Raw genomic sequence first — 23,328 nt, 5'->3', positions numbered from 1 at the left:
ACCGATTGGTTCATGAAGGTCAATGACTTATTTGGAAATTTAACATATCGGGACGTTATAAGGGAATCATTATATGTGACTCAAGGACCAATCAATCTCCGTCAGATTGGTTTTCCTGTGCATTGAAAATAGCTTGGGCTTACATGTGGACAAATTGGGCTTACATGTGGACAAATATAGTTTTTCACATGAGATGATGTAGGAATAATCCTAATGATAACATGTACATAACCCTTAATTAACCTTGAATGAGATACTTGGGTGAATATAATCGCTATTATTGAGGTAAATAAAATTTACAATTGAACGTAAGAAAATAAAACAACGCTGACCATGAAAAATTTATTCCTAAAAAAAAAGGTTAACCGGCCGTTATTGGTATTAGGTGTCCTATTTATCTCAATCAGTTCCTGTGACAACGAAACAGGATACGACGAAATACCACAATTGGCTTATATCGAGATTGAGGATTTTGATAATCCGGAGACCATGTGGGAACAGGTCAATAAAGATTTGTACAATGAAGCCTATGATCGATTCATGGCAAAAACAAGGTTGGAAAATGGGTTGTACTCCTATGACCTTCGATCAGGTGCTGAAATAGGGATTTCTGAACCCATATTTCAATATATAAGGGAAAATGTTGAATATTTGAATTCCCAAATCGAGGATGACAAAGCCGTGTTGTTGGAAGAAAATGGTGAAATTCTTTTCTCGGTCAAAAATTTGAAAAAGTCCTTTGGAAACTTCACGACACTTCAGGAAACCCCGCACACGGTACGAATCAGTGTGTCCCATTTACCCATATTTCAAACTGCGGGAGGTCGATTGGCAGGTCAAGTTAGCATTGCGATGACAAACTATAAAAATGGACATGGTGGCAATGTTGGAGAATATTTTACATGGAACAATTTTGCATATAATAGAACTGGGTCAACAACATTTGCCGGTGTTCCGGTTACCTATCACGTTTCCAGTTCTACTTCAATTTATTCTGAAACCAATCCAAATAATACCTTTGTATCCTTTAGGGAAACACAATCAGGTAATTACACCTATTTTGAAATAAGGAACAACCAAGGTAATACGGTAATGTCACTGCGGGCTTCCAATAGTGGAAGTGACGCACAGGATATTCGGGATGCCATTAACTGTGGTTGTGGTTTTTAATGTTGTTTATCCATGGAGCTAAGTCGAATTTGGGCTATAATCGTTTTTTTACTTTTTATGTCCGATGCCCAGTCACAACTAGTAAAAAGCGAGAGGCATACAAATAAGGAGCTTAATGAAAGTATCCATAGCTTTTCAGAGGCAAGTGATTTCTTTTTTACGACTTTGGGCGAAAATTTCAAAGGGGACCGCGGGGAGTCTATGATCGCTCTCATGAAGGTTTTGGCCAAAGACCGGGATGAACCCGAAGATTTTTTTCGCCTTAACATCGATCCTCATGAATTCAATGAGCTCAATACATCCTTGGACAGCATATACGATTACTTCTTTCCTATCCATATCTACAAAAAAGGTTCTGGAACAAAGGATTATGTGGTTCAGAAACGGATAGAAAACGAAAAATGTGATACCATTGAAGTTGTGATACCTAGGATGACCACGTGTCCAATTCCAAGAAACCCTTTTTTTCAGGGTAATTTTAAGGAGTCCTTCAGGAAACTGCTATTGAAGGACAGCACATCCTTGGCCGTCAAGGAAGAAATTATGGTCTATTTGGAAGAGATCATCAGTGAGTTTTCCATATTGAGTTTTTCTGTGGACCATTTAAATAAGTATTCCCCAGATGACCTGAATCAGATTTATGATATCAGGGAAAATAGAATTCTGGTCAGCTTGATTTTTTGGGAGTATATATCACACTGTGCCAATTACGATCTCAATACACGGAAGTATTTTTATGAAGATTAAAAAGAATTCACTGTTATCCATATTTGTTTTTGCCATATTGATCTCATCGGTCTCGGTCAAAGATGATTTGTTCGTTTTTGATTACGAGACTCCGCGGATATTGGCAACAACCATCACATTAATTGTAGCATCGATCTATTTTCTCTGCTTTAACCGGCCTATTGTCCATATCCAATCCATACCATTTTTATTGACTGTAATGTTGATTGCCATATACCTTTTGGCAATACCTCAACAAAATCTATTTTTTATCATAGGTATCGCCGTTGGTTTTATTTTACTATATATCATTTTGATTTCTTTCCGATTTGATAACCTAATTGCAGGAGCTTTTTTTTTGTAGGGTTCATACAGTCCCTTATTTGTATCGCTCAGTTTTTTGGATTGACCAATAGTGGTAATCCGTATTTTCAGGTAACAGGAACATTTGATAACCCGAATATATCGGCTCTATTGATTTTATGTTGTCTGCCACATTCCATTTCATACGGTCGTAACTGCAGAAGCAAATTAGTTTATGCCGCTGTTTTTTTAATGCTATTTTCCCTTATACTATTGAAATCACGGAGTGTGTTTTTTGCAATCCTTATCATTGGTCTTCTTTATATCTTCAAGAAGAACAGAAAACTGTTTGTCTCCTCATTAGTGGTGTTATCTCTTTCAATTCCATTGTTGTTTTTCTTAAAAGAGGACTCTGCCAATGGTAGATTGTTCATTTGGCAAACAGTCTTGACCTCCGGGGTGGAGGACATATTATTCGGCTTTGGGAAACATGGCTTTTCGCAAAACTATATGCTATGGCAAGCGGAGTATTTCAATAGGCATGTGGAAAGTGATTATTCGCAAGTGGCCGATCAGGTAAACAATCCTTTTAATGAATATTTACTATGCTTGGTAAACTATGGAATCATAATCCCCGGCCTTATTGTTTTTGGATTGGTAAAATGGTTGAATAAACTGGATTTTATTTTTGATCCAAGTAAGGTTACCGTATTCTTCATCATGGTTTTCGCACTATTTTCATATCCTTTTCATTATTACTTTGTCATTGTTATCCTCATGGTTTGCCTTAACACCACAAATAGGCGGATGTCAAATCATTCATTGCCCCTGAAGAAACCTAAGATCGTAATGGTTTTGTCCTTCCCTCTAGTTGCTTTGTTCTGTATCGGTAACTATTCCCTTATGGAAATGGAGTGGAGAAGGGAAACCGATTCCTTAAACTTCAATGAAATATCTTACCACCGATTGGAGAAAAAAATAGGTGATATCTCAGAATTCCAACATGATTTTGCCTATAAATTGCATCATGCCGGTAAGTTCAAACAATCCAATCGGCAAATTGAAAAATACGAATCGAGGAGGACAAGCTATGATGTTACTCTTCTAAAGGCATCCAACTATTTGGAATTAAAGGAATATGGATTGGCCATAGTAAATTTTAATTTGGCAAAAAAAATGATTCCTTCCAGGTTTTTGCCAAAATATGAACTATATAAAATATACTCCGCTGTTTGTGAAAATCACCAATTAAAGGTGAAAATTGCTGAGGAAATAGCGCAAACACCGTTAAAGGTAAAAACTTCTTATACCATATCGGTAAAAGCTGAAGCTAAAAGGTTTTTAAGCATACATGGTAAGTGACACATAAAAGGTATGACAACTCTCGGTACTTTATGTAGATTCTACCATAGGTAATGTTCAAATCGACCCGGAGGCACTAGAACCAATCTCTGGAAACACTTTATTTCTTAGGGTTTTCGAGCTTTTCAAAATTATTGCTCACCGAATAGGTCACTTTTTATTAAGTTGGTATTAAAACATTGAAATACAATTATATAAGGATTAATTATTGAGCTATCCCAACAATGCTGATTTTTGAATAAAAACTCCGAGGAATACCGGAATTCGCCCAAGAAACAAGTAAGTCGTCAAGGGAATCGAATTGCTAACCAAGTTGTCCACATTTGTTTACGATGGTTTATAAATAACTACACATATTTATCAAAATGAACATCAAAAAAGGAAAGTTTGAGCCATTCAATATTTGGCAGTTGTGATTTGAAGGTCAGATTTTTGTGTTGTATTGGTGATTACTCAATTTACTCAGGCGGGAATAGCATACGTTGGCCAATGTTTTCATTAAAGCTTTCAGATTGACCAAAAATGAAATAGGGAAAGCAAACCTTTTTATTTTGGTCGATTGATATCGGTTCCAAAACACACATAGGGGTTTGATTTGGTAAGGGACTAAAATATGGACAGGATTCATATCATCCATAAAAAATGGTTTGGAAGGAATTTTCTATTTCCTGAATTTCACCATCTGTCAATTCCGTAAATTCCTTTTCCCTTTTTTTCTTTGACAATTTACCTTTGTTCTGATTAAGAAGCTTAATCAATAAATCGACTTTGGTATCCGGTATGGCAACCCGAGTGTTAATAAAGTTCGTCATCCGATCGTATTTTTCCAAATAATCCAATTCTTCAGGTATGATTCTATCAATGGTCTCTTCCACACACGTATAGAGGAATTCCGCTTGTTTGGTCAAATCAAAGTACCGGTATAGATCAATGGTTTCATTCAGGATGTTGATGTTATGATCCTGTGATTCCCCCCATTCAATCAATTCGACCCTTGGCGAGGAAAAATGCTCCAAAATATCCTGATATTCGTCTATCCGTTCCAGAATGGCGGAGGAAATGGGAAATATCATCCCCCGTTTGGTATAGCCCATCCGAGTGAGCAAGTGGTGGATGATATAGCGATGTATCCTACCGTTGCCATCGGATAGTGGGTGGATAAAGACAAAGCCAAAGGCAATGGTGGCGGCAACCAATACTGGATTGTAAAGGGACTTCTGCAACAGTTCGTTCGTGCCGAACAACCCTTGCATCAAAAAGGGAAGGTCCTTGGCCTTGGCTGAGATGTGGTCAGGCAAAGGGGAGAGAGTTTCCCTATCGTGCTCACCAATAAACCCTTCCCCAGTTCTAATACCCATGTGCCTTAGTTTTTTGTTGCCAATGACAATATGCTGTAACCGTTCGATTTCTTGTATGCTCAATGGGGATTTGCCAGATTGACCTATGGCTTTTCCCCAATTCCTTGCCCGCATGCTCGGTGGATATTCCCCTTCAATGGCGAAGGATGCCTTCGAGTCCTTCAAAAGTAAAAAAGCAGCGGTCCTTCGAATAAGATCCTTGTCCCGTTTTCCCAATCCTTTTTCGATGGCTTCAGATAGGTCCTTATCAATATACCCATCCAGTTTTTTTGTCCTTCGAATCATGGGACAGTATCCTGGGATTCCGGGCAAGTTATTCTTGATGCGATGCCGTGTTGAATTTTCAGGCTCAGCGTCATATTGCAGCTTAGGATCCACCACCTCTACATAGGTGCCTTTGTTCAAGTTGGGTACATCAAGGGTTATACCCGTCAGCCATTCAAATAAAAACCACGCCCTTCTTGTATATTGTCCTGTTGGCTCTTCCTCCAACATTTGTTGGATGATAGCATCCCCTGTCGTCTCGAAAATTCTTTTTAGGATATATAGATCCAAGGGCTCGTATTTAAGTGCAAAGACCAAATGGCTTTTCAGGTCGTCCTTAGGTTTGTGCCTTATGGTGAACACTTGCCATTGGTCCGTATTGTAGCGTTGGTGCTTCTCCGTTGTCACGGCCATCAAATCAGGTATGGGAACGGCTACGTTAAATTGATTTTCCAATACGGAAATCAAAAGGGAGTAACCGACCAAGAAACCTTCTTCTGGTAAGTTGCGGCCATGAAAAACAGTTATTTTATGTGAAAAATCATTACTTTTCATCTGATGATGTGAAATTCAATAACAAATGTACCATGAAAAACAGTTACTTTATATGAAAAACGATTATTTTAATGTAGTTTACATGAAATATACGTGGATCAATAAACCAATCTTTATAGAGCATATACCTATTATGATTGTATCAAATAAAAGAAGACAGTCCGGATTCTCTAGTTATGACCGGTACCTAAATATGGGATGAGGTCAGGTAAAGTTTGAATGTTGGTGCCATCAATAATTTTTCAAGGTAATTCATCGTTTTTAAACTGATTTCTGTATTTTTATTATCAAATGGATATGTTCTTATTCTCATTTTCATGATAAATGTGCAATAAGGTGTGCAGGTTCTGAATTTTCAGTGCTTGTTTCTGATTTACAATGACTTACAACCATATTTAGGTACCGGTCATAACTAGAACGTCCGAGCTGTTTGAAATGCTCAGTCAATTTTTTTTGTTGGTATAACTAAGATATGCTCCTTGTCAATAAAGCCAATGTTATTTATATCCTCCCAACCCTAAATATAATGCTTGCTATTTCAAGTCATAAAAAATGCCCTTGGTTAGAAGGGCATTTAACACTAATATAAGTATTTTTTGATTTTTAAATTTTACATCTTCAACCGCATAAAGAGTTCGTGTGTATTGTTGTCCAAACCGTCAATTTGGTTTTGGATGGAAGTTTCATAGGCATAACCCAAATTAAACCCATTGCTGATATTGAACAAAAACAATCCACTTATACTTTCATCGTATCTATAGCTTGCCCCAAACTCAAAGCGTTCACCAAAGTCCAAAATTCCTGTGAATTCCACTGATATGGGCGATGCGTCAACATAGCGTAACATCCCCATGGTCTTTAAGTCCAAGGTTCGTCCCAATAAGAAAGTATAGCCGCCACTCAAGTAAGCGTGCATACGATCAACACCAAGATAAGCGTTCCCATCACGCTCTTGTAGACGCTCCGGTGTCAATAGCTTTGGGGCGGACAGGGAGGCAAAATATCTATCGTGTTTCAAATAGATTCCTGCACCTACATTTGGGGTGAAACGACTATCGTAATCAACCAAGGCACCATCTTGGCCCACACCGTAGGTGACAAGGCCCTGTGTGTTGGCGTCATAGGAATTGGCACTTCCCTTGATTCCGAAGTAGAGCATGTGCTCATCGTCCAATTGGATGTTGTAGGAGACGTCGATGGCCACCCAGGTCTGTTGTTCGATAAAGGTCTTATCATTGAGTATGGAGGCTCCAAGTCCTATATTTCTGCCCACGGGCATCCCGAAAATGGCACTTTGACTCTCGGGGGCTCCTTCGATTCCCGCCCATTGGCTGCGAATCCCCAAAGAGAATTCGGCAGCCTCTGAACTCCCCACAAATGCGGGGTTATACAGGTTCATATTGTAGCGGTAAAAGGTGTAGTTCGGGTCTTGTTGTGCACTTGCCGAGAAGGAAAGTGCAAAGAAAATGACCAATAATTGTATGCTATTAAAAAGTTTCATCTGTTGTGTATGGTGTTTTTATTGGTATTAATAGTTGATGAAAATCCATCCTTGCAAGGGGGCAGAGCCATCTCCTAAATTGATTACGTACATGTATGATCCAGCGGGGAGTTTCTCGTTCCTGTTTTTGTAGAAACCTTCCCAGTTGTTTCGGTACGATTTTGTGCCGAACACTTCGTGACCCCATCGGTTGTAAACTTTGACCACATTGTTGGGATAGTTATCGATTCCCGGAATAATCCAAGCATCGTTGTTACCATCACCGTTAGGGGTAAAAGCTTGTGCGGGAACCAACGCAGGTTCTTCACTTGTAGGGAATGCATCATCAATGTCTGGAACGCCATCATTGTCGTCATCCTCATCCATAGTGTCTGGAATTCCATCACCATCGGTATCCATTGGAGTGCTGGATGCATCCGTTGGGTCGGTTCCTTCGTTTAATTCCACTTCGTCAGAATAGCCATCGCCATCATCATCGGTATCTGCATTGTCACCTATTCCGTCTCCATCCGTATCGATGGTCTCAGAAGCATCATTAGAGAAATCGTCCTTATCATCGGGTATTCCGTCGTTGTCATCATCGTTGTCAACGTTGTCGCCCAGACCGTCTCCGTCCGTATCGGTATCGGTTACCCCATCATTGTCGTCGTCCGTATCGGAATTATCACCAATACCATCACCGTCTACATCGGAATCTTCATTGGGATCGTTTGGAAAAGCATCCTCATCATCAGGGGTGCCATCATTGTCGGCATCATTGTCGGCATTGTCACCAGTTCCATCTCCGTCCGTATCGGTGTCCTCGGAATCATCCTTTGGGAAAGCGTCCTCTGAATCAGGTGTTCCGTCGTTGTCATCATCTTCATCGGCATTGTCGCCTGTTCCGTCACCATCGGTGTCGGTGTTCTCGGAATCATCTTTGGGGAAGGCATCCTCTGAATCAGGTATGCCGTCGTTGTCATCATCTTCGTCTGCATTGTCGCCTGTTCCGTCACCATCGGTATCGGTATCCTCGGAATCATCCTTGGGAAAGTCATCTTCTGAATCAGGTGTACCGTCGTTGTCGTCGTCCTCGTCGGCATTATCCCCAATTCCGTCGCCATCGGTATCGGTATCCTCGGAATCATCCTTTGGAAAGTCATCCTCATCATCAGGTGTACCGTCGTTGTCGTCGTCTTCATCGGCATTGTCGCCTGTTCCGTCACCATCGGTGTCGGTATCCTCGGAATCATCCTTGGGAAAGTCATCTTCTGAATCGGGTGTACCATCGTTGTCGTCGTCCTCGTCGGCATTGTCCCCGGTTCCGTCACCATCGGTATCGGTATCCTCGGAATCATCCTTAGGAAAGTCATCTTCTGAATCGGGTGTACCGTCATTGTCATCGTCTTCGTCTGCATTGTCGCCTGTTCCGTCACCATCGGTATCGGTATCCTCGGAATCATCCTTTGGGAAATCATCTTCATCGTCTGGTGTACCGTCGTTGTCGTCGTCCTCATCATCCTTATCGGGTATTCCGTCACCATCAGTATCTTGAGCGGCACTGATATCCGCTGTGTGCGTAGTAGAGCTCAAGGCGTCATCCCCATCCTTTACTTTGAAGGAGAAGGAGGTATAGTCATCCCCGTATCCTCCATTTGCCGTGGTAAAGACAAGTAAGGTCACATCATTGATCATATCATTTGCCTGAACGGGAGAGCCATTGTATAATAAAATACCCTCCGTTGGTAGTGTAATCACTTGTATACCATTGAAAACATCTCCTGCATCATCATCAGAGAAGGTAAAATCAGTTGTTTTGAAAGTATATCCTACATCTTGAATAACTTCAAGGATAACATCCCCACCTTTGGGTGCGTCATTTACATTGGTAATGTTCAATGTGGCCGTAACGGTTTCCGAGAAGGAAACAGCATCCTCAAAATTATAGGTAAAGCTATCCGTTGCCGACTCATTGCCATTATGCTCGTAACTGAACGTACCATCTGCGTTAAATGTAAATGAGCTTGCATTGGATGGATTGGTAATGATGTGATATACCCTTTCATCATCATCCACTTCGATATCGTTTGTTGATACATCCTCGTTCAAGGTGGCATTTTCATCCAAAGTGAAGGAATCAGCAACTGCTGTTGGGGTGTCGTCCACTGCGGTAATGGATAAGGTAAGGGTTGCGGTTACCTTTGTCCCTGCATCATCCAATTCATAGATAATGGCATCGCTTCCATATGCATTCGCATTTGGGGTGTAGACTATTTTATTATTCTCGTCCACCACAGCGGAACCTTTGGCTCCTTGGGTTATGATACTTACCGTTGGTGTATTGTTGGTATCGTATACATCATTGTACAGAACATCGATAGGGTCGGACTCGGTATCCTCATCCAATACGGCCAAATCGTTCTTGGCACCGACCACCAAAGCAAGGTCAAACGGACCAAAGGAGGCGGTCCCTATGTTTCCAGCGTTGTCCTTCGCCTCTGCATGGATGTACCATCCCGTACCACCACTGGAAAATGAAGTGGTTTTGGATTGACTGTTGCTCCAGGAGGACCAAAGGTTGCTATCCGTTGCGGGCGGGTTGCCATCCTGGATCAATACATAACGCTGGACGTCAAATCCACTTCCATCATTTTCGTCTTGAAAGGTCAACAAAATATGGGTGTCCGTATCAATAGACCCACTATTTGGCGTGGCCGATAAGGTAGGCTCAGTGGTATCGTGGGTTATGGTCAATGTTCGGAAGAACGGTTCGGACCAAACCCCTGTATTGGTCTGTACGCGAAGGCTAATAATGTATTCTGCAGTTAGATTGTTGTAAGCTGAAAAATCCGTCTTCTCCATGGTGGAGTTATGAATTTCGGTATCCGTTGGGTTTCCTTCGCTATCGTATACTCGTTGTGTTACAATCCACTCTTCATTGGAAAGTGTTCTTCCATAGGGGTCGATGGAGTTGTTTTCTATATTGATGTTCATGGAACCAGAGTACGTGAACAGTGCATCTGGTTGAATATTGAATTGTGCCACTGGGAGGTCTTCGCTGGTAGATGAACTACTGCTGTCTACTAAAATATAAGCACTTGATGGGCTACTCCATACCCCTTGATGGTCCTGTACATTCAGCATCACCAAATATTCTCCATCCGCAACGGAATTCTTATCGAATATTCCAGTGTTCCAGCCTGCGGTTGAAGCTGCATCCACCGATTTCCATTTCCATTCGGTCTGTGCAATACCATTATTGGCACCACCATCCAAATCGTAGGAGGTGTCGTTGAACACTCCCGTATCCGAACTGTAGGAGAAGCTCGCTACTGGTTTTCTGTGGAAGTATAGAGTAGTGGGGGAAGTTGGGAGATTCTCAAAGGTGAAGGAGTATTTCCCTGGTTTTTCATAGAATTCGGGTACATCTTCCAAATAAAGGTCGTTCCAGGAAACCCTTCCTTGGTTATTGGGAAAGAAGGTTTCATCATGTGTTATTTTCCATCTACCACTTGGGTAGTTTGCATTGGCTGTACTGGTTTTCATTTCGGAAGGATCTACAGCTATTTCAACACTGGTCCCAGCAATAAAGTAGTCACCTTCAGTCACGGTAAGGAATTGGTATTGCTCATAAATATATTGGGCCATATTATCCATCCAAGTGGACCAGCTTCCCATATCGCGGTTTACAAAGGTTCCCTTGTTGTTGTTTTGTTGTACAAAGCGCTCGAACTGGGTTTGGTTGTCGTTCAACCCCCAACCGATATAGTGAATGTCCTCGTTGATGGTACGCATCAATATTTCGGCGAGATCTTGATCGTTGTCGAAATCAGCAACTTCCTGATCATCAAGGTTCACATTGAATCGCATAGCGCTGTTTCTCCATTGAGGCTCCCTAAGTACGTCCTTGAACTTTTTTAGGCTCAAGGAGGTCACTTCAATGTTTTTGAAAGTGGCGTATGGTTGACTGTTGGAGAAGAATCCATAACTGCCGCCAATTTCTTCGGCCGCGGTATAGTCGATGATCAATGCATCATCCATGTAGATTTTTACATTTTTACCACTGACCACAATTTTAAAATGATACCATGTAGTGGTAGAGTTGGGGTCAAAAATGGTGTTGGAGGCATCTTGTAATCCCTGAACATAGTGCTGAGGGTTCGCATTGCCATCATCCCTTGTAATCTTGTACAAACCCGATGCAAAACCATGGCCTGGAATAAACTCACTGGTCGTGAATCCTCTTACGGCTCCCGAAAGATTGAAAATATAGGAACCTACAGGACCATTTTCCATTCCGAATGTGATTCCCATGTCATCGTTATCCGAACCAGAGGTAAATGCAATATCGGCTTCCAACGTGTAATTAGACGAATCAAAAACCGGATCGTAAAAACCTGCCATGTAATCATTGTTGATTCTTCGGATAAATTTTTCTGAATCCACAAATTCCCAGGTCTCTGGGTTGTAGCCCCATCTTATCCAGTTATTGAAAATGTCTGCTGCATCTTCGGAGTTGGAGGAGATAGTGGTTCGTTCAAAACCTTGTACAAAGAGTTTGTCGGCAGGTATTCCTTTGCTTTCCAGGGCTGCACCTAGATCTTCTTCAAAGGTTTCTATATTTTGATTGGTGACACCCACGGTAAGTACTACGTCAATGTTGGGCCCTTGTTGCACTTCCATATTGACTTTTTGGCCAAACAGGGTGTTCCATCCCAACCCAAAAAACAGTAGTGCTATGATGTAAGGATGGTGAAGGTTGATTTTGTTCATTTTGGTTGAATTTGTATTTGGATATTGAAAAGGTTATTCAAAAAGGTTGCTGGTTGCCGTTAAAGGCCTTACCGAATAATCGAACATGAGTTCATCTTTGAGGTCGTCGCAAGAGGCACAAGAGGCTACATTAAAACCAGTCCTTGAGGATATGGTTTCCAAAAGAGAGATGCCTAAAGCATTTTTAGCCAAAGAGCAGGAGTACACAAACACCGTAATGGGGTTGTGGGTTTGAAAGTCCGTCGGGTGAAATTGCTTTGCTATGGTTTCGGCATTGTATGGCTGCCCGTCTAAATTGATGGATGCATCCGTAGATGGTGCAAAAAGATGTATGTTTTTCACATTTGGATTCTCGGCCAGGGCCTGCTTGAATGTTTGGGCCAAGTTGTTGGACATTTTGGTTTCGATCAAAGCAACGTTTATGGGTAGTGAAGCGATGAGTCCACCTTTGTTCGAGAAGTCGGAATCTACGATTACAACATCCTCGGTCTGGGCCAGGGAAGTAGTCAAGGTCAGTGAAAAAAGGAGCAAGAAGCTCAGTACTACTTTTTGGTTAAAAATGTTTTTCATTTGTGATTTTAGTTTAGGTTTTAGTAATGATTTATAGGTTTTTAATGCACTTAGGAAAAGGCATGAAAAGTCCTGGCCGCATGGTCGCAGCTTTTTTTTGGACATGGATTTAGCTTTGCTAAATCAGGTCGCCAATTATTGTTTTAGAAATTTTTTGGTTCGGGAAACGTATTTTTATGCCATATTACAAGTAAAGTGATTTTGCTTTTTTGAAAGAATTTTTCAATTACTATAGAGACTATCCAAATCCAATCAATCGTGTACAATTTTTCTTCATTTTGCTATAAGGAACGGAGGGTGTTTTTTTTTAGTATTAAAAAAAGTTCCGGAAATTGACATATATCAATTTGATGTCATTTTCTGACAAAAGATGCAAGGTAAGCGGGGGAAATTATTGAAAATGGATGTTGGGAAATATACTTTTTGGATGGATTTCCTTCAAGGATTTATTATTGGTTAGGGGAGTAGTTGGCAAGGTTTAATGTCTTTCTTTCAAGAGTCTGGACAAAGTCTCCGGTCTTATGGCAAGATAGGAAGCTAAATGTTTTCTCGGGATTCGCTCGACAATATGGGGTTTCATGTTCTCCATGTAGTAGGCCAATCTTTTTTGAGCATTGGGGATTCTTGCTAAATATACTCTTTGTTCGGCAAGAATGTAATATTCCTCCAATAGTATACGGTTAATCTGCCGCATTTCCGGAAAATTATTTAGGCAATACTTATAGTCTTCATATTCCAAATAATCACAATAGGTTTCTTCCAAGCTTTGTATGTTTTCTTGGCAAGGTTGATTTCTAAAAAAACCGGTAATCGAGGTGAATACCTCATTTTCCGTGTCCACCCAAGTTGTTAATTCTATTCCGTCGCTTACAAAATATCCACGGACCATTCCTTTTTTAATAAAGTAGAGACGATCACAGATTTCTCCAGCTTCACAAATGAATCGGTTTTTCAAAAAAGAACAACTTTTAATATGTTGAACAAGATAATTTTTTAGACTTGGACCTAAGGGATAGATTGCATTGAGGTATAAAATTATCAGTAGATTTTTTTCCGTATTCTTACTTGGGAACATGTGAAGGATTAATTTTATTGTTCTGTTACCAAAAATAAGATTAGTATCGTAGATACCCCAAAGAATAGGGCAGTAAGTTTAATCATTGAATTTACTGTATATGGCACGAAGAAAATTGACTTTAAAGTTCAAAAGCAGCAGAAAACGAAACAATCCCTTACGTGTTCCAATCGTTCATTTGTAAAAGGATGGTCCATCAGTTGTTGAAGTTCTTCGTTGGTAAGGAATTCCCGTTCTACATTTTTCAATCTCGCCTTCCAATTGGCAAAAGGGTCTTTGGTTATCCATCCATTGGCATAGGCAATCCGAATTATCTTTTTAAAGTTGACCACATATTTAATGGCCGTATTATGGCTACATTTTCTTTTGGTCTTTAAGTAATATTCGAACCCTGAAATGAAGGCATGGTCCACATGCTGTACTTTTTCCAAGTTCTCTTTGGAGATATTCGCTGAGGTGGCTCTTTGTAGTCCGGTAACGTTCGGCAGTTCCCTCTGCAAAATCCCTTCCCACCAAACTATCCACTTGGTCATTGTGTTCCTGGAATATCTCCAAGAGCATTTTGCTGGGCTTGTCCAACCCCAGATAAGACTCTTTAAGTGACACCGCGGTAAGTACTTGACCTCTATCCCTCAATTTATCAGCATGGAGGTAAAGGTCAGTGCGTATTTTGCTCAAATAGGAGTTTAATTGCCTTACTTCTTGGGAAAACCCCCAATACCTTACCATAAGCCGCATCCCATATTCTGGGTTGTACCTTGCGTCCTGTACTGAATTCTGCACGCTTTCCGTCAATTGTGATTCTGACATAAATAGTTGACCTGCCAACGCGGTCTTTTTTATATTTTCTGAGATAGAGTAGAAGAGATACCATAAAAGTGACACCGAATTTAACATTATTTACCTTGAAATTAGGAAAAAATATCAAACAGTTGTCAATATAAATATCTGATTAACAACATTTTAATTGTTGTTGGGTGCCCCTTTTTGATGAGGTTTGGAAGGGCACCGAATCGCTCACTTTTTATATGGTTTTATTTGATACCATTTAAAAGCATAAAAAATAAAAAACCCTGTAAATCAATTATTTACAGGGTTTATGGTAGTTTTTGATGTCTACCCAGCGGAGGAAGAGGGATTCGAACCCCCGGAGGTGTGACCCTCAACAGTTTTCAAGACTGCCGCATTCGACCACTCTGCCATTCCTCCTAAGCGGGTGCAAATATATAAAGCTTTTTCTTATCCCAAAAGACCTTTTTGGTTTATTGTTGTATAAAATAAAAATCCGATGTACCTGTTGGAGCACATCGGATAGTGTTTTTAGGATAGGCGGGTTTTAATCAATGCCAAACTCCAATCCTAAGGAGATAATATCCCAGCTGCCTCCATCTAGGGCTACACCTCTGTATGCCAGCACAATGTCCATCATATCGGTTATGGAGTATGCGGCTCTTGGTGCATAATAAAATCCACCGTCATTGCCATCACTTATTCCTAGGGCATAGCCAAGGTCCGCGCCTAGCGAGAATTCATCGGAAACACTGAAACGACCAGCCGCAGCAATGGGTAGGAACTGGACGTCATCAACATCGATGGTTCCAAAACCGGTATCTATTTCGTCACCGAAAGAATGTGAATAGCCCAAGGTTGGGCCAGCTTGGAACTCATCGGATACATCGAACAAGTAGCCTAATTCCACGGCTAGCGCAAATGTCGATAAGTCTCCGGCATCCCCAATGGGAAGTCCTGCATGGATTCCTGCTTTAAAATCACCTTGTGCCTGTGCACAGGTTAATCCGAAAAATACGGCTAGTGTAAATAATGCGATTTTTTTCATGAGATTGTATTTAAGGTTGATTCAAATGTAACAATTTTTAAAAAATTGACATTTTAGAGGCTATTAAATTATGTTTTCGGTAAATTGAAAGTGTTCTCTCTTGCTTATTTTGATGATTCTTGATTTTACTAAAGTTCATCAATTCTATATGCCGTTCAAAACAATGGTCATACCTTTGTTTTTATGCTTGAGTGGTACCATTATTTGCTATTGATTGCCGTTGGTTTTGCAGTAGGGTTTATTAACACCGTAGCAGGGGGTGGGTCGTTACTGTCATTGCCAACCCTAATCTTTTTGGGGCTACCGCCGGCCGTTGCCAACGGTACCAATCGGGTGGCCATTGTTATCCAAACGGCGATGGGTACTGCAGGGTTCAAGAGTAAAGGGATTTCTACGTATCCTTTTAATATTTATTTGGGGATATCGGCTTTTTTGGGAGCTATAATAGGTGCATACATTGCAGTGGATATTGATGGGGAAACCTTCAATAGGATTTTGGCCATAGTGATGATCGCTGTGGTGCTTATCATCATTTTTAAGCCTAAAATGAGGATAGATGAGATGCAAGAACGACTCACGGGCAAATATCTTTGGATTGCTCTTGTGGTTTTCTTCTTTTTTGGTATCTATGGGGGCTTTATCAATGCAGGTCTTGGATTTTTAATGATGCTGTTTCTGCATTATTTTAATCAGATGAATCTAGTAAGGTCCAATGCCACAAAGGTAGCCGTGGTTTTTGTTTATATGTTGGCCGCATTGGCGGTTTTTGTATTGAACGATAAAGTGGATTGGAAAATGGGCCTTGTTCTTGCTATCGGAAATGGGTCGGGAGCATGGTTCGCCAGTAGGTTTTCTGTAAAAAAAGGAGACGGATTTATAAAAACGTTTTTGATCATAGCAGTGGTTTTGATGGCCATCAAACTATGGTTCTTTTAAATAATATTTACTATGCCAGGATTTGAACTCTTTGGGGATAAGGAAAGAAAAGAAGTACAAGATGTAATGGACTCCGGAGTGCTCATGCGCTACGGGTTCGATGGAATGCGAAACGGACATTGGAAAACCAAGGAGCTGGAAAAAGGGCTTTCGGAAAGGGTGCAATCCAAGTATGTCCATGCAGTAAGTAGTGGAACTGCCGCATTGACAGTGGCTTTGGCCAGTGCAGGAGTTGGAGCCGGGGATGAAGTGATTATGCCCACTTTTACCTTTGTAGCCAGTTTTGAGTCCATTCTCGCTTTGGGAGCAGTACCTATTTTGGTCGATATTGATGACACCCTTACCTTGAAACCTGAGGCGGTCGAAAAGGCCATCACCCCGAAAACCAAAGTCGTGATGCCCGTGCATATGTGTGGTTCCATGGCCAATTTAGATGCGTTGAAAGCCATTTGTAACAAACATGGACTTTTATTACTGGAAGATGCATGTCAAGCTATTGGAGGCACCTACAACGGGAAACCTCTGGGAAGCATAGGCGATTTGGGCTGTTTTTCTTTTGATTATGTAAAAACCATTACCTGCGGAGAAGGCGGTGCAATGATTACCAACAATCAAGATTATTACGAAAACGCCCATAAATATTCCGATCACGGTCATGATCATATGGGAAATAACAGAGGGGCGGAAGAACACCCATTTTTAGGATATAATTTTAGAATCTCCGAAATGAATGCGGCAGTAGGTGTTGCCCAATTGGCCCGTTTGGATGAGTTTTTGGTCATTCAAAAGCGGAATTATACCATTTTGAGGGAAGCCTTGTCCAATATTCCCGAGGTTATTTTTAGAACTGTTCCAGATGGGGGGGAGGAGAATTATTCATTTCTAAATTTTTTCATGCCTACGGAAGAATTGGCCCAGGTGGCCCATCAAGAATTGATTGAATCCGGAGTGGACGGTTGTTTTTATTGGTACGACAATAACTGGCACTATTATAAAAAATGGGAACATCTCACTAATTTGAAATCTTTGGGTAAGCTGCCAAAAGATGTACAAGAGGCTTTGCCCGATTACAGCAAGGCAGACTTTTCCGAATCTGATAAATGGATGTCCAGAAACATATCCTGTTTGATTAAATTGGGATGGTCGGAAGAAGAAACTGTTGCCCGTGCCAAAACAATGGCAGAGGCCATAAAGGCATCAATCTGATGGTGGTTAGTGGAACTGGAATCGTCCGTTAATAATTCACATACTCCACAATTTCAAGACCGTAGCCTACCATGCCCACACGTTTGGTTTGACCGGAGTTTGTCAATAATCTAATCTTGGAGATGTTGATGTCATGCAGTATTTGAGCTCCAATGCCAAAATCTTTATTGTCCATTTCAACTTTAGGGGCTTTACTTATGCCTTCGTCCTGTAATTTTTTAAACTCGGACAGTCTGGTCAACAAGTTTAAGGATTGGTTCCCTTGGTTAATAAAAATCATGGCACTCTTTTCCTCTTTGTTCAAGGCATCGAACATTCGCTGCAATCCTTCATCCGGATTGTTGGTCAAAGTTCCCAAAATGTCGTTGTTCACCAAGGTAGAGTTGATACGCGTCAACACAGGCTCCCCGGTTTTCCAATTTCCTTTCAAAAGGGCAATATGGATTTGGTCGTTGGTGGTTTGCTTGTAAGCTCTCAAACGGAATTCACCGAACCGTGTTTTTATGGTAAAGGCTTCTTTGAGCTCTATCAAGCTATCGTGTTCCATTCGGTAGGCGATCAAATCCTCGATGGAAACAATTTTAAGATCAAACTTTTCGGCCACTTTCAATAGTTGTGGCAACCTGGCCATCGTTCCGTCTTCATTCAGTATTTCTACCAAAATACCAGCAGGCTCCAGTCCCGCCAATCGTGCAAAATCAATAGCAGCTTCCGTATGTCCAGAACGGCGTAGAACACCTCCATTTTTGGCCCTCAAAGGGAAGATATGACCAGGTTTTCCTAACTCGTGAGGTTTAATGTCCTTATTTACTAGCGCAGCTATGGTCTTGGCCCGATCATGAACCGAGATACCTGTGGTACAACCGTATCCCAATAGATCTACGGAAACAGTAAACTGCGTTTGATGGAGTACCGTATTATTTTGGACCATCATATTTAGTTCCAGTTCTTCACATCTATCTTCCGTAAGTGGTGCGCAGATGAGCCCACGACCGTGCATGGCCATAAAATTGATCATTTCGGGGGTTACCTTCTCGGCTGCGGCAATAAAATCGCCTTCGTTCTCGCGGTTTTCATCATCCACAACGATAATTACCTTACCGTCTCTAATGTCGGCAATGGCTTCTTCAATGGCGTTCAATTGTATTTTTTTATCCTTGGCGATCATTGGTTTTCAGCTTCTTTTTCTTTCTTTTTAAATAATGATTTGATACGGTCAATGAAATGACCAAACCCTACTAACCCCTTATCTGCTGTGGCCCTTCTGGTAAGCGAAATGCCCAAAGGAAGCATGATCATAGTGGGTAGCCAGGCACCGATAGCAGGGTGAATATTTCCTTCCTTGGCATAATTGCCGGCAAATACCCCAATAAAGTAATACGTTAAAAATAAAATAATGGCCACTACCATGGGCAGTCCCAATCCACCCTTTCGGATGATGGCACCCAAAGGAGCTCCCACAAAAAATAATATGATGCAGGAAAGAGCAAGTGCATATTTTTGGTGAAGGGACAAAATATGACTGTTGTAAAATTTATATCGGCTCTGGAGTTCATCTTTTTTGGAATCCACCGTATTTATGATACTGGAAACTTCGTTCAGAGCTTTTTTCATGACTTGGATTTGTTCCCACTGTTCTAAACCGGACACAAATTGGTCAATACTTTTAATGGAATCCCTTTGAATGGTGTCCTTTGCCTTTAAAAGTTCTAATTTCTGTGTTGTAGTGTCTATTGGTGCCTTAACAGGAAAAGCTCCCATGCGGTTCACCACGTTTTTGGAAAACGCCGTTACTTTTTCGAGGTTGTTCTCCCGGAGCGAATCGATGTCCTTGATCAGGCGGCCTACATTTTTCATTTTGTTGGTGGTGATATTTTGGTCTTCTTCCAAATCTTGGTCGTTGAGTTCCGAAATATCAATATTGATGGTGTAGGTTTCAAAATTGGATTTTGCAAAGGGTTGTTTCCTTTTTTCCTTAGCATCCTTTTTTACGATTTCTTCGTAATAGTTCCCATCTTTCAGGACCAGTTGGATAATATCCGATTCCTCGCTACTGATCAATTCACCTGCTTTGGCCTTGATGACCGTATTATTAATGTTCTGGTCCGTTTTCTTGTGGATGATCACATTGTCCAAAAAACGATCCTGTTCACCATACTTTTTGTCCACTTTGATGTTCATTCCCTGTCCGGTCCCTTCAAAATCGCTAAAAACACCCTCGGTAATTGCCGCGGCTGGCTTCACCTTGGCGATGTTCCGTCTAAGGTTGAACATTTTTTGTTCGGATTTTGGGATGACGTCATTGGCAAAAAAGAAGGTTACCAATCCCAAGAACAATACAAATACGATAAGGCTGCGCATCCCTCTTTGCAACGATATCCCAGAAGCTTTCATGGCGGCGAACTCATAGTTTTCCGCAAAAGTACCAAAGGTAAGGATAGAGGAGAGGAGCACAGTAAGGGGCAGCACCTTGTCCACCAGGGTAGGAATAAAATAGAAAATAAACTTGCCAATAATTACCATGCCCAGTCCCTTTCCCGCTAAATCATCGATGAACAGCCATATTCCCTGAAAGATGAATATGACGATCAGTATGAAAAAGGAACTGAAGAAGTTATAAAGAAATCTTCTTAGTATATACTGGTCAAGTATTTTCAATGCCTAGTTTCTTATGATATAGTACCCTTTGTCCTCGTACTTTTTCTCGTCAAAGGTAAACAGAGTGCTCGATATGGGCTGATTGGTTTTGAAAGAATTAACGGTAATCGTGGTTTTGGTACCATTGCTTCCTGTTTGAATCAGCTTGTAGATGTGTTTTGTTTGTGTATCGATACCCAATAAAACGGATTTGATTTCAGTATTTGAATCAATTGGAATCAATTTTACATATTGAATTTTTCTACCGCCCACATTTTGAAGGATGTCCCACTCGTAATTATGTCCCGTTTTGTAAAAGGTCAGCATTTTGGATGGGCTCACGTTGTCGTTGTCCTCGTTTACGTCCTCAATGGTTACCTCTTCGTTTTCCGGCACTACGGTATATACTTTTTTACCGTCGTACAATTGTTTTGCACCAAAATAGTTCAACAGGTATTTTTCTCCATCCAAGGTTACATTTCCGTTGGTTTCCTGTTTTAGATTTGCCTCTGTATTCTCAAGAGTGGACTGGAAATCAATATAAATATTGTCGTAACTCTGCACTTTATTGTAAACCTCGTCCAAAAGAGCCTTGGCCTTTCCTGAGTTTTGCCCGTAGGAAGACAATCCAACGGCAAACAATGCTATTAAAAGAATACTTTTCTTGATCATGGTCTTATTTTGCTTCATTTTCTAATAATTGATCTAAGGCGTACATATCAGGGACCAAAACTTGTCGGGCTTTACTGCCCTCAAATGGCCCCACGATTCCGGCAGCTTCTAATTGATCTATGATTCTACCGGCACGATTGTACCCCAATTTTAATTTTCGTTGGATCAACGAGGCGGAACCTTGCTGTGCGGTTACAATAACCTCGGCAGCTTCCCGGAACATGGCATCCCTGTCCTCGATATCATTATCAAGACTTGTGCCAGATTCTTCGCCTACATATTCTGGCAGCAAATGGGCTTCAGGGTAAGCACGTTGTGATCCAATGTAATCGGTGATTTTGGCCACCTCCGGCGTGTCAACAAAAGCACATTGCAGCCTGGTCACATCATTTCCTTGTGTGTAGAGCATATCTCCGCGTCCGATGAGCTGGTCGGCTCCTTGGGCGTCCAGAATGGTTCTGGAATCGATTTTTGAGGTAACCCTAAAAGCTATCCTGGCAGGGAAGTTGGCTTTAATGATACCGGTAATTACATTCACCGATGGTCTTTGCGTGGCAATGATCAAGTGGATACCGATGGCCCGGGCCAATTGTGCCAATCTGGCAATGGGTGTTTCCACTTCTTTCCCAGCTGTCATGATCAAATCAGCAAACTCATCTATTACCAATACGATGTATGGCAAGAATTTATGGCCTTCGTTCGGGTTCAGTTTTCTTGCCTTGAACTTAACATTGTACTCTTTAATATTACGGACCATTGCCGTTTTTAGCAGCTCGTAGCGATTGTCCATCTCAATGCAGAGTGAGTTCAAGGTGTTGATTACCTTGGTGTTGTCCGTTATGATGGCCTCATCGGAATCTGGCAATTTTGCCAAGAAATGACGTTCAATCTTATTGTAAAGGGTTAATTCCACCTTTTTAGGGTCTACAAAAATAAATTTCACCTCTGCTGGGTGTTTTTTGTAGAGTAGTGAAGTGATTACCGCATTAAGACCAACTGATTTACCCTGACCTGTAGCACCTGCCATGAGCAAGTGGGGCATTTTGGCCAAGTCCACCACAAATGTTTCGTTGCTGATGGTCTTTCCAAAAGCGATGGGCAGTTCCATTTCCGCTTTTTGGAATTTATTGGAAGCAATTACCGAACGCATGGAAACAATCGTGGCGTTTTTGTTGGGTACCTCGATACCAACAGTTCCTTTTCCGGGAATCGGTGCGATGATACGGATTCCCAGTGCGGCAAGCGACAAAGCAATGTCGTCCTCCAAGTTTTTGATTTTGGAGATACGGATTCCTGCTTCGGGTACAATTTCGTATAGTGTTACGGTTGGACCTATGGTCGCTTTGATCTGGGCAATTCCAATTTTATAGTTTTTGAGGGTGCTTACAATTCGGTTTTTGTTCTCCTCAAGCTCTTCTTGATTGATGGTAATGCCACCAGAAGCACCGTGCGCTTCCAAAAGGTCAAGGGTAGGGAACTTATAATTTCCCAGTTCCAGTTTTGGGTCGAACTCACCAAAATCCTCTACCAATTTGGCAGCCTTGGCATCAGTTTCCTCTTCCTCAACGGGGGTTTCCTCTACTTTTAATGCGATGTCGGATTCCTCATCTTCAGGAATGTTGACGTCCAATCCGGCTTCGTCCAATGGCGGGATGTCCTTTTTATGGGTGTAGGTATCCACTTTTTCTGGAGCAGTATCTTCTGTGGTCAATATCAGACCGTCTTCTTCATCTTCAATTGGGGTATCCTTGGTATGGACAGTTGGCTCTTCTTTGAAATCAGACTTTATCTTTTGCTTTTGTCGTTTGAAGAAGTTGGCGAATCCTTCGGGGGTGAAATTGAACAATCGCACCAAGATTACCATCAAAACAAATATCAGAATCAAGAACACACCAATTTTACCTGTGTAATCTTGAAGAAAATCGTTCATCTCATAACCTATCAATCCGCCTAAAAGAGGATAATCGGCCGCAAAAAAGCCCAAGGCAATAGATCCCCAGATAACTCCGACCAATCCCCAAATCCATTTGTATATCAGTCGCTTGCCATCTAAACCAAGAAATAAATAGAGTCCGGTAATGGCCAATAAAAAAGGGAATACAAAGGAGGCAAGACCAAATCCCCGGTACATAAAAAAGTGGCTTACGTTGGCGCCAAATTTGTTGAGCAGATTGCTGGCTTCGACATTGCGGTCTGCAAATTGTGATAGCATACTCTGATCTTCCTGCCATGTAAAATAGAATGACATGAAGGAGAAGAAAAGCGCTATGCTGAGAACGATCAAAAGACTACCGAAAATAATCTTGTTCTGCTTGGAAGGCTTAAAGGACAGCTTCCTTTTGGCAGTTGTGGTAGTTTTTTTTGATTTTGATTTTGTTCTTTTTTTGGCCATCAATCGTTTTTA

General features: G+C 41.2%; 18 protein-coding genes and 1 tRNA gene. 6 read left to right on the top strand and 13 right to left on the bottom strand.

Annotation, left to right across the window (positions count from 1 at the left end; genetic code table 11):
- Positions 1-333 precede the first annotated feature (333 nt).
- Genes J0656_RS17180 through J0656_RS17165 form a run of 4 tightly spaced genes read left to right on the top strand, consistent with a single transcriptional unit; the run spans position 334 to position 3,561 of the window.
- Positions 334-1,170 carry a hypothetical protein gene (locus tag J0656_RS17180; protein ID WP_207036154.1) on the top strand — a complete coding sequence of 279 codons (837 nt, stop codon included), beginning with the start codon at positions 334-336 and terminating at the stop codon, positions 1,168-1,170.
- A gap of 12 nt (positions 1,171-1,182) precedes the next feature.
- A complete protein-coding gene (locus tag J0656_RS17175) occupies positions 1,183-1,917 on the top strand; it encodes a hypothetical protein (protein WP_207036152.1) in 735 nt (244 codons plus the stop codon).
- Positions 1,907-2,260 carry a hypothetical protein gene (locus tag J0656_RS17170; RefSeq protein WP_207036151.1) on the top strand — a complete coding sequence of 118 codons (354 nt, stop codon included), beginning with the start codon at positions 1,907-1,909 and terminating at the stop codon, positions 2,258-2,260. The genes J0656_RS17175 and J0656_RS17170 overlap by 11 nt, the downstream gene beginning before the upstream one ends.
- A gap of 41 nt (positions 2,261-2,301) precedes the next feature.
- Positions 2,302-3,561, top strand: coding sequence for an O-antigen ligase family protein (locus J0656_RS17165; protein ID WP_313790203.1), 1,260 nt, complete (start codon positions 2,302-2,304; stop codon positions 3,559-3,561).
- A gap of 629 nt (positions 3,562-4,190) precedes the next feature.
- Here J0656_RS17165 and J0656_RS17160 read toward each other — a convergent pair.
- The 9 genes from J0656_RS17160 to J0656_RS17120 form a co-directional block, all read right to left on the bottom strand.
- Positions 4,191-5,738: a Fic family protein gene (locus J0656_RS17160; RefSeq protein ID WP_207036146.1), complete on the bottom strand. Its 1,548-nt coding sequence runs from the start codon at positions 5,736-5,738 to the stop codon at positions 4,191-4,193.
- 610 nt (positions 5,739-6,348) lie between these two features.
- Positions 6,349-7,239 (bottom strand): PorP/SprF family type IX secretion system membrane protein, encoded by an 891-nt coding sequence (locus J0656_RS17155; protein WP_207036144.1) that lies wholly within the window; start codon positions 7,237-7,239, stop codon positions 6,349-6,351.
- A 27-nt stretch (positions 7,240-7,266) separates the two neighbouring features.
- On the bottom strand, positions 7,267-11,991 hold the full coding sequence (locus J0656_RS17150; protein WP_207036142.1) for a T9SS type B sorting domain-containing protein: 4,725 nt from the start codon (positions 11,989-11,991) through the stop codon (positions 7,267-7,269).
- Between the two features lie 33 nt (positions 11,992-12,024).
- Entirely contained in the window at positions 12,025-12,561 is a 537-nt protein-coding gene (locus tag J0656_RS17145) for a DUF4347 domain-containing protein (RefSeq protein WP_207036140.1), read from the bottom strand.
- A 478-nt stretch (positions 12,562-13,039) separates the two neighbouring features.
- The gene (locus tag J0656_RS17140; RefSeq protein WP_207036138.1) at positions 13,040-13,516 is read right to left on the bottom strand and encodes a Crp/Fnr family transcriptional regulator; all 477 of its coding nucleotides are present in this window, start codon (positions 13,514-13,516) and stop codon (positions 13,040-13,042) included.
- A 248-nt stretch (positions 13,517-13,764) separates the two neighbouring features.
- On the bottom strand, positions 13,765-14,169 hold the full coding sequence (locus tag J0656_RS17135) for a phage integrase SAM-like domain-containing protein (protein ID WP_207036136.1): 405 nt from the start codon (positions 14,167-14,169) through the stop codon (positions 13,765-13,767).
- A gap of 125 nt (positions 14,170-14,294) precedes the next feature.
- Entirely contained in the window at positions 14,295-14,510 is a 216-nt protein-coding gene (locus J0656_RS20460; RefSeq protein WP_207036134.1) for an Arm DNA-binding domain-containing protein, read from the bottom strand.
- A gap of 250 nt (positions 14,511-14,760) precedes the next feature.
- Positions 14,761-14,845, bottom strand: a tRNA-Ser gene (locus J0656_RS17125).
- Between the two features lie 127 nt (positions 14,846-14,972).
- Positions 14,973-15,473, bottom strand: a complete 501-nt coding sequence (locus J0656_RS17120; protein ID WP_207036133.1) for an outer membrane beta-barrel protein — start codon at positions 15,471-15,473, stop codon at positions 14,973-14,975.
- 183 nt (positions 15,474-15,656) lie between these two features.
- Here J0656_RS17120 and J0656_RS17115 point away from each other — a divergent pair, with 183 nt between their 5' ends.
- Both J0656_RS17115 and J0656_RS17110 read left to right on the top strand, forming a co-directional pair.
- Positions 15,657-16,409: a sulfite exporter TauE/SafE family protein gene (locus tag J0656_RS17115; RefSeq protein WP_207036131.1), complete on the top strand. Its 753-nt coding sequence runs from the start codon at positions 15,657-15,659 to the stop codon at positions 16,407-16,409.
- 12 nt (positions 16,410-16,421) lie between these two features.
- Positions 16,422-17,615, top strand: a complete 1,194-nt coding sequence (locus J0656_RS17110; protein ID WP_207036129.1) for a DegT/DnrJ/EryC1/StrS family aminotransferase — start codon at positions 16,422-16,424, stop codon at positions 17,613-17,615.
- Between the two features lie 28 nt (positions 17,616-17,643).
- On the opposite strand, the gene ribB is transcribed toward J0656_RS17110, so the two are convergent.
- From ribB to J0656_RS17090, 4 genes are read right to left on the bottom strand one after another with little or no spacing between them, the layout of a single operon-like run.
- Positions 17,644-18,783: a 3,4-dihydroxy-2-butanone-4-phosphate synthase gene (ribB, locus tag J0656_RS17105; RefSeq protein ID WP_207036128.1), complete on the bottom strand. Its 1,140-nt coding sequence runs from the start codon at positions 18,781-18,783 to the stop codon at positions 17,644-17,646.
- Positions 18,780-20,273: an LptF/LptG family permease gene (locus J0656_RS17100; protein WP_207036126.1), complete on the bottom strand. Its 1,494-nt coding sequence runs from the start codon at positions 20,271-20,273 to the stop codon at positions 18,780-18,782. Before J0656_RS17100 ends, ribB begins: the two co-directional genes overlap by 4 nt.
- Before the next feature lie 3 nt (positions 20,274-20,276).
- On the bottom strand, positions 20,277-20,924 hold the full coding sequence (gene lolA1 / locus J0656_RS17095; protein ID WP_207036251.1) for an outer membrane lipoprotein periplasmic chaperone LolA1: 648 nt from the start codon (positions 20,922-20,924) through the stop codon (positions 20,277-20,279).
- 4 nt (positions 20,925-20,928) lie between these two features.
- Complete coding sequence (locus J0656_RS17090; RefSeq protein WP_207036124.1) at positions 20,929-23,316, bottom strand: DNA translocase FtsK; 2,388 nt, start codon at positions 23,314-23,316, stop codon at positions 20,929-20,931.
- Between the last annotated feature and the right edge of the window lie 12 nt (positions 23,317-23,328).

This window comes from Flagellimonas aurea, from assembly GCF_017313785.1.
GTDB lineage: Bacteria > Bacteroidota > Bacteroidia > Flavobacteriales > Flavobacteriaceae > Flagellimonas > Flagellimonas aurea.
The sequence above is the reverse complement of the archived record's forward strand: the minus strand, read 5'-3'. Positions and strand labels throughout refer to the sequence as shown.

What these genes read in the sequence shown, in the direction of transcription:
- J0656_RS17110 (WP_207036129.1), top strand. Translation starts at nt 16,422, where the DNA reads ATGCCAGGATTTGAACTCTTTGGGGATAAGGAAAGAAAAGAAGTACAA.
- J0656_RS17160 (WP_207036146.1), bottom strand. Translation starts at nt 5,738, where the DNA reads ATGAAAAGTAATGATTTTTCACATAAAATAACTGTTTTTCATGGCCGC.
- J0656_RS17145 (WP_207036140.1), bottom strand. Translation starts at nt 12,561, where the DNA reads ATGAAAAACATTTTTAACCAAAAAGTAGTACTGAGCTTCTTGCTCCTT.
- J0656_RS17180 (WP_207036154.1), top strand. Translation starts at nt 334, where the DNA reads ATGAAAAATTTATTCCTAAAAAAAAAGGTTAACCGGCCGTTATTGGTA.
- lolA1 (WP_207036251.1), bottom strand. Translation starts at nt 20,924, where the DNA reads ATGATCAAGAAAAGTATTCTTTTAATAGCATTGTTTGCCGTTGGATTG.
- J0656_RS17155 (WP_207036144.1), bottom strand. Translation starts at nt 7,239, where the DNA reads ATGAAACTTTTTAATAGCATACAATTATTGGTCATTTTCTTTGCACTT.
- J0656_RS17170 (WP_207036151.1), top strand. Translation starts at nt 1,907, where the DNA reads ATGAAGATTAAAAAGAATTCACTGTTATCCATATTTGTTTTTGCCATA.
- J0656_RS17115 (WP_207036131.1), top strand. Translation starts at nt 15,657, where the DNA reads ATGCTTGAGTGGTACCATTATTTGCTATTGATTGCCGTTGGTTTTGCA.
- J0656_RS17090 (WP_207036124.1), bottom strand. Translation starts at nt 23,316, where the DNA reads ATGGCCAAAAAAAGAACAAAATCAAAATCAAAAAAAACTACCACAACT.
- J0656_RS17175 (WP_207036152.1), top strand. Translation starts at nt 1,183, where the DNA reads ATGGAGCTAAGTCGAATTTGGGCTATAATCGTTTTTTTACTTTTTATG.
- J0656_RS17150 (WP_207036142.1), bottom strand. Translation starts at nt 11,991, where the DNA reads ATGAACAAAATCAACCTTCACCATCCTTACATCATAGCACTACTGTTT.
- J0656_RS17120 (WP_207036133.1), bottom strand. Translation starts at nt 15,473, where the DNA reads ATGAAAAAAATCGCATTATTTACACTAGCCGTATTTTTCGGATTAACC.
- ribB (WP_207036128.1), bottom strand. Translation starts at nt 18,783, where the DNA reads ATGATCGCCAAGGATAAAAAAATACAATTGAACGCCATTGAAGAAGCC.
- J0656_RS17135 (WP_207036136.1), bottom strand. Translation starts at nt 14,169, where the DNA reads ATGACCAAGTGGATAGTTTGGTGGGAAGGGATTTTGCAGAGGGAACTG.
- J0656_RS20460 (WP_207036134.1), bottom strand. Translation starts at nt 14,510, where the DNA reads ATGGTATCTCTTCTACTCTATCTCAGAAAATATAAAAAAGACCGCGTT.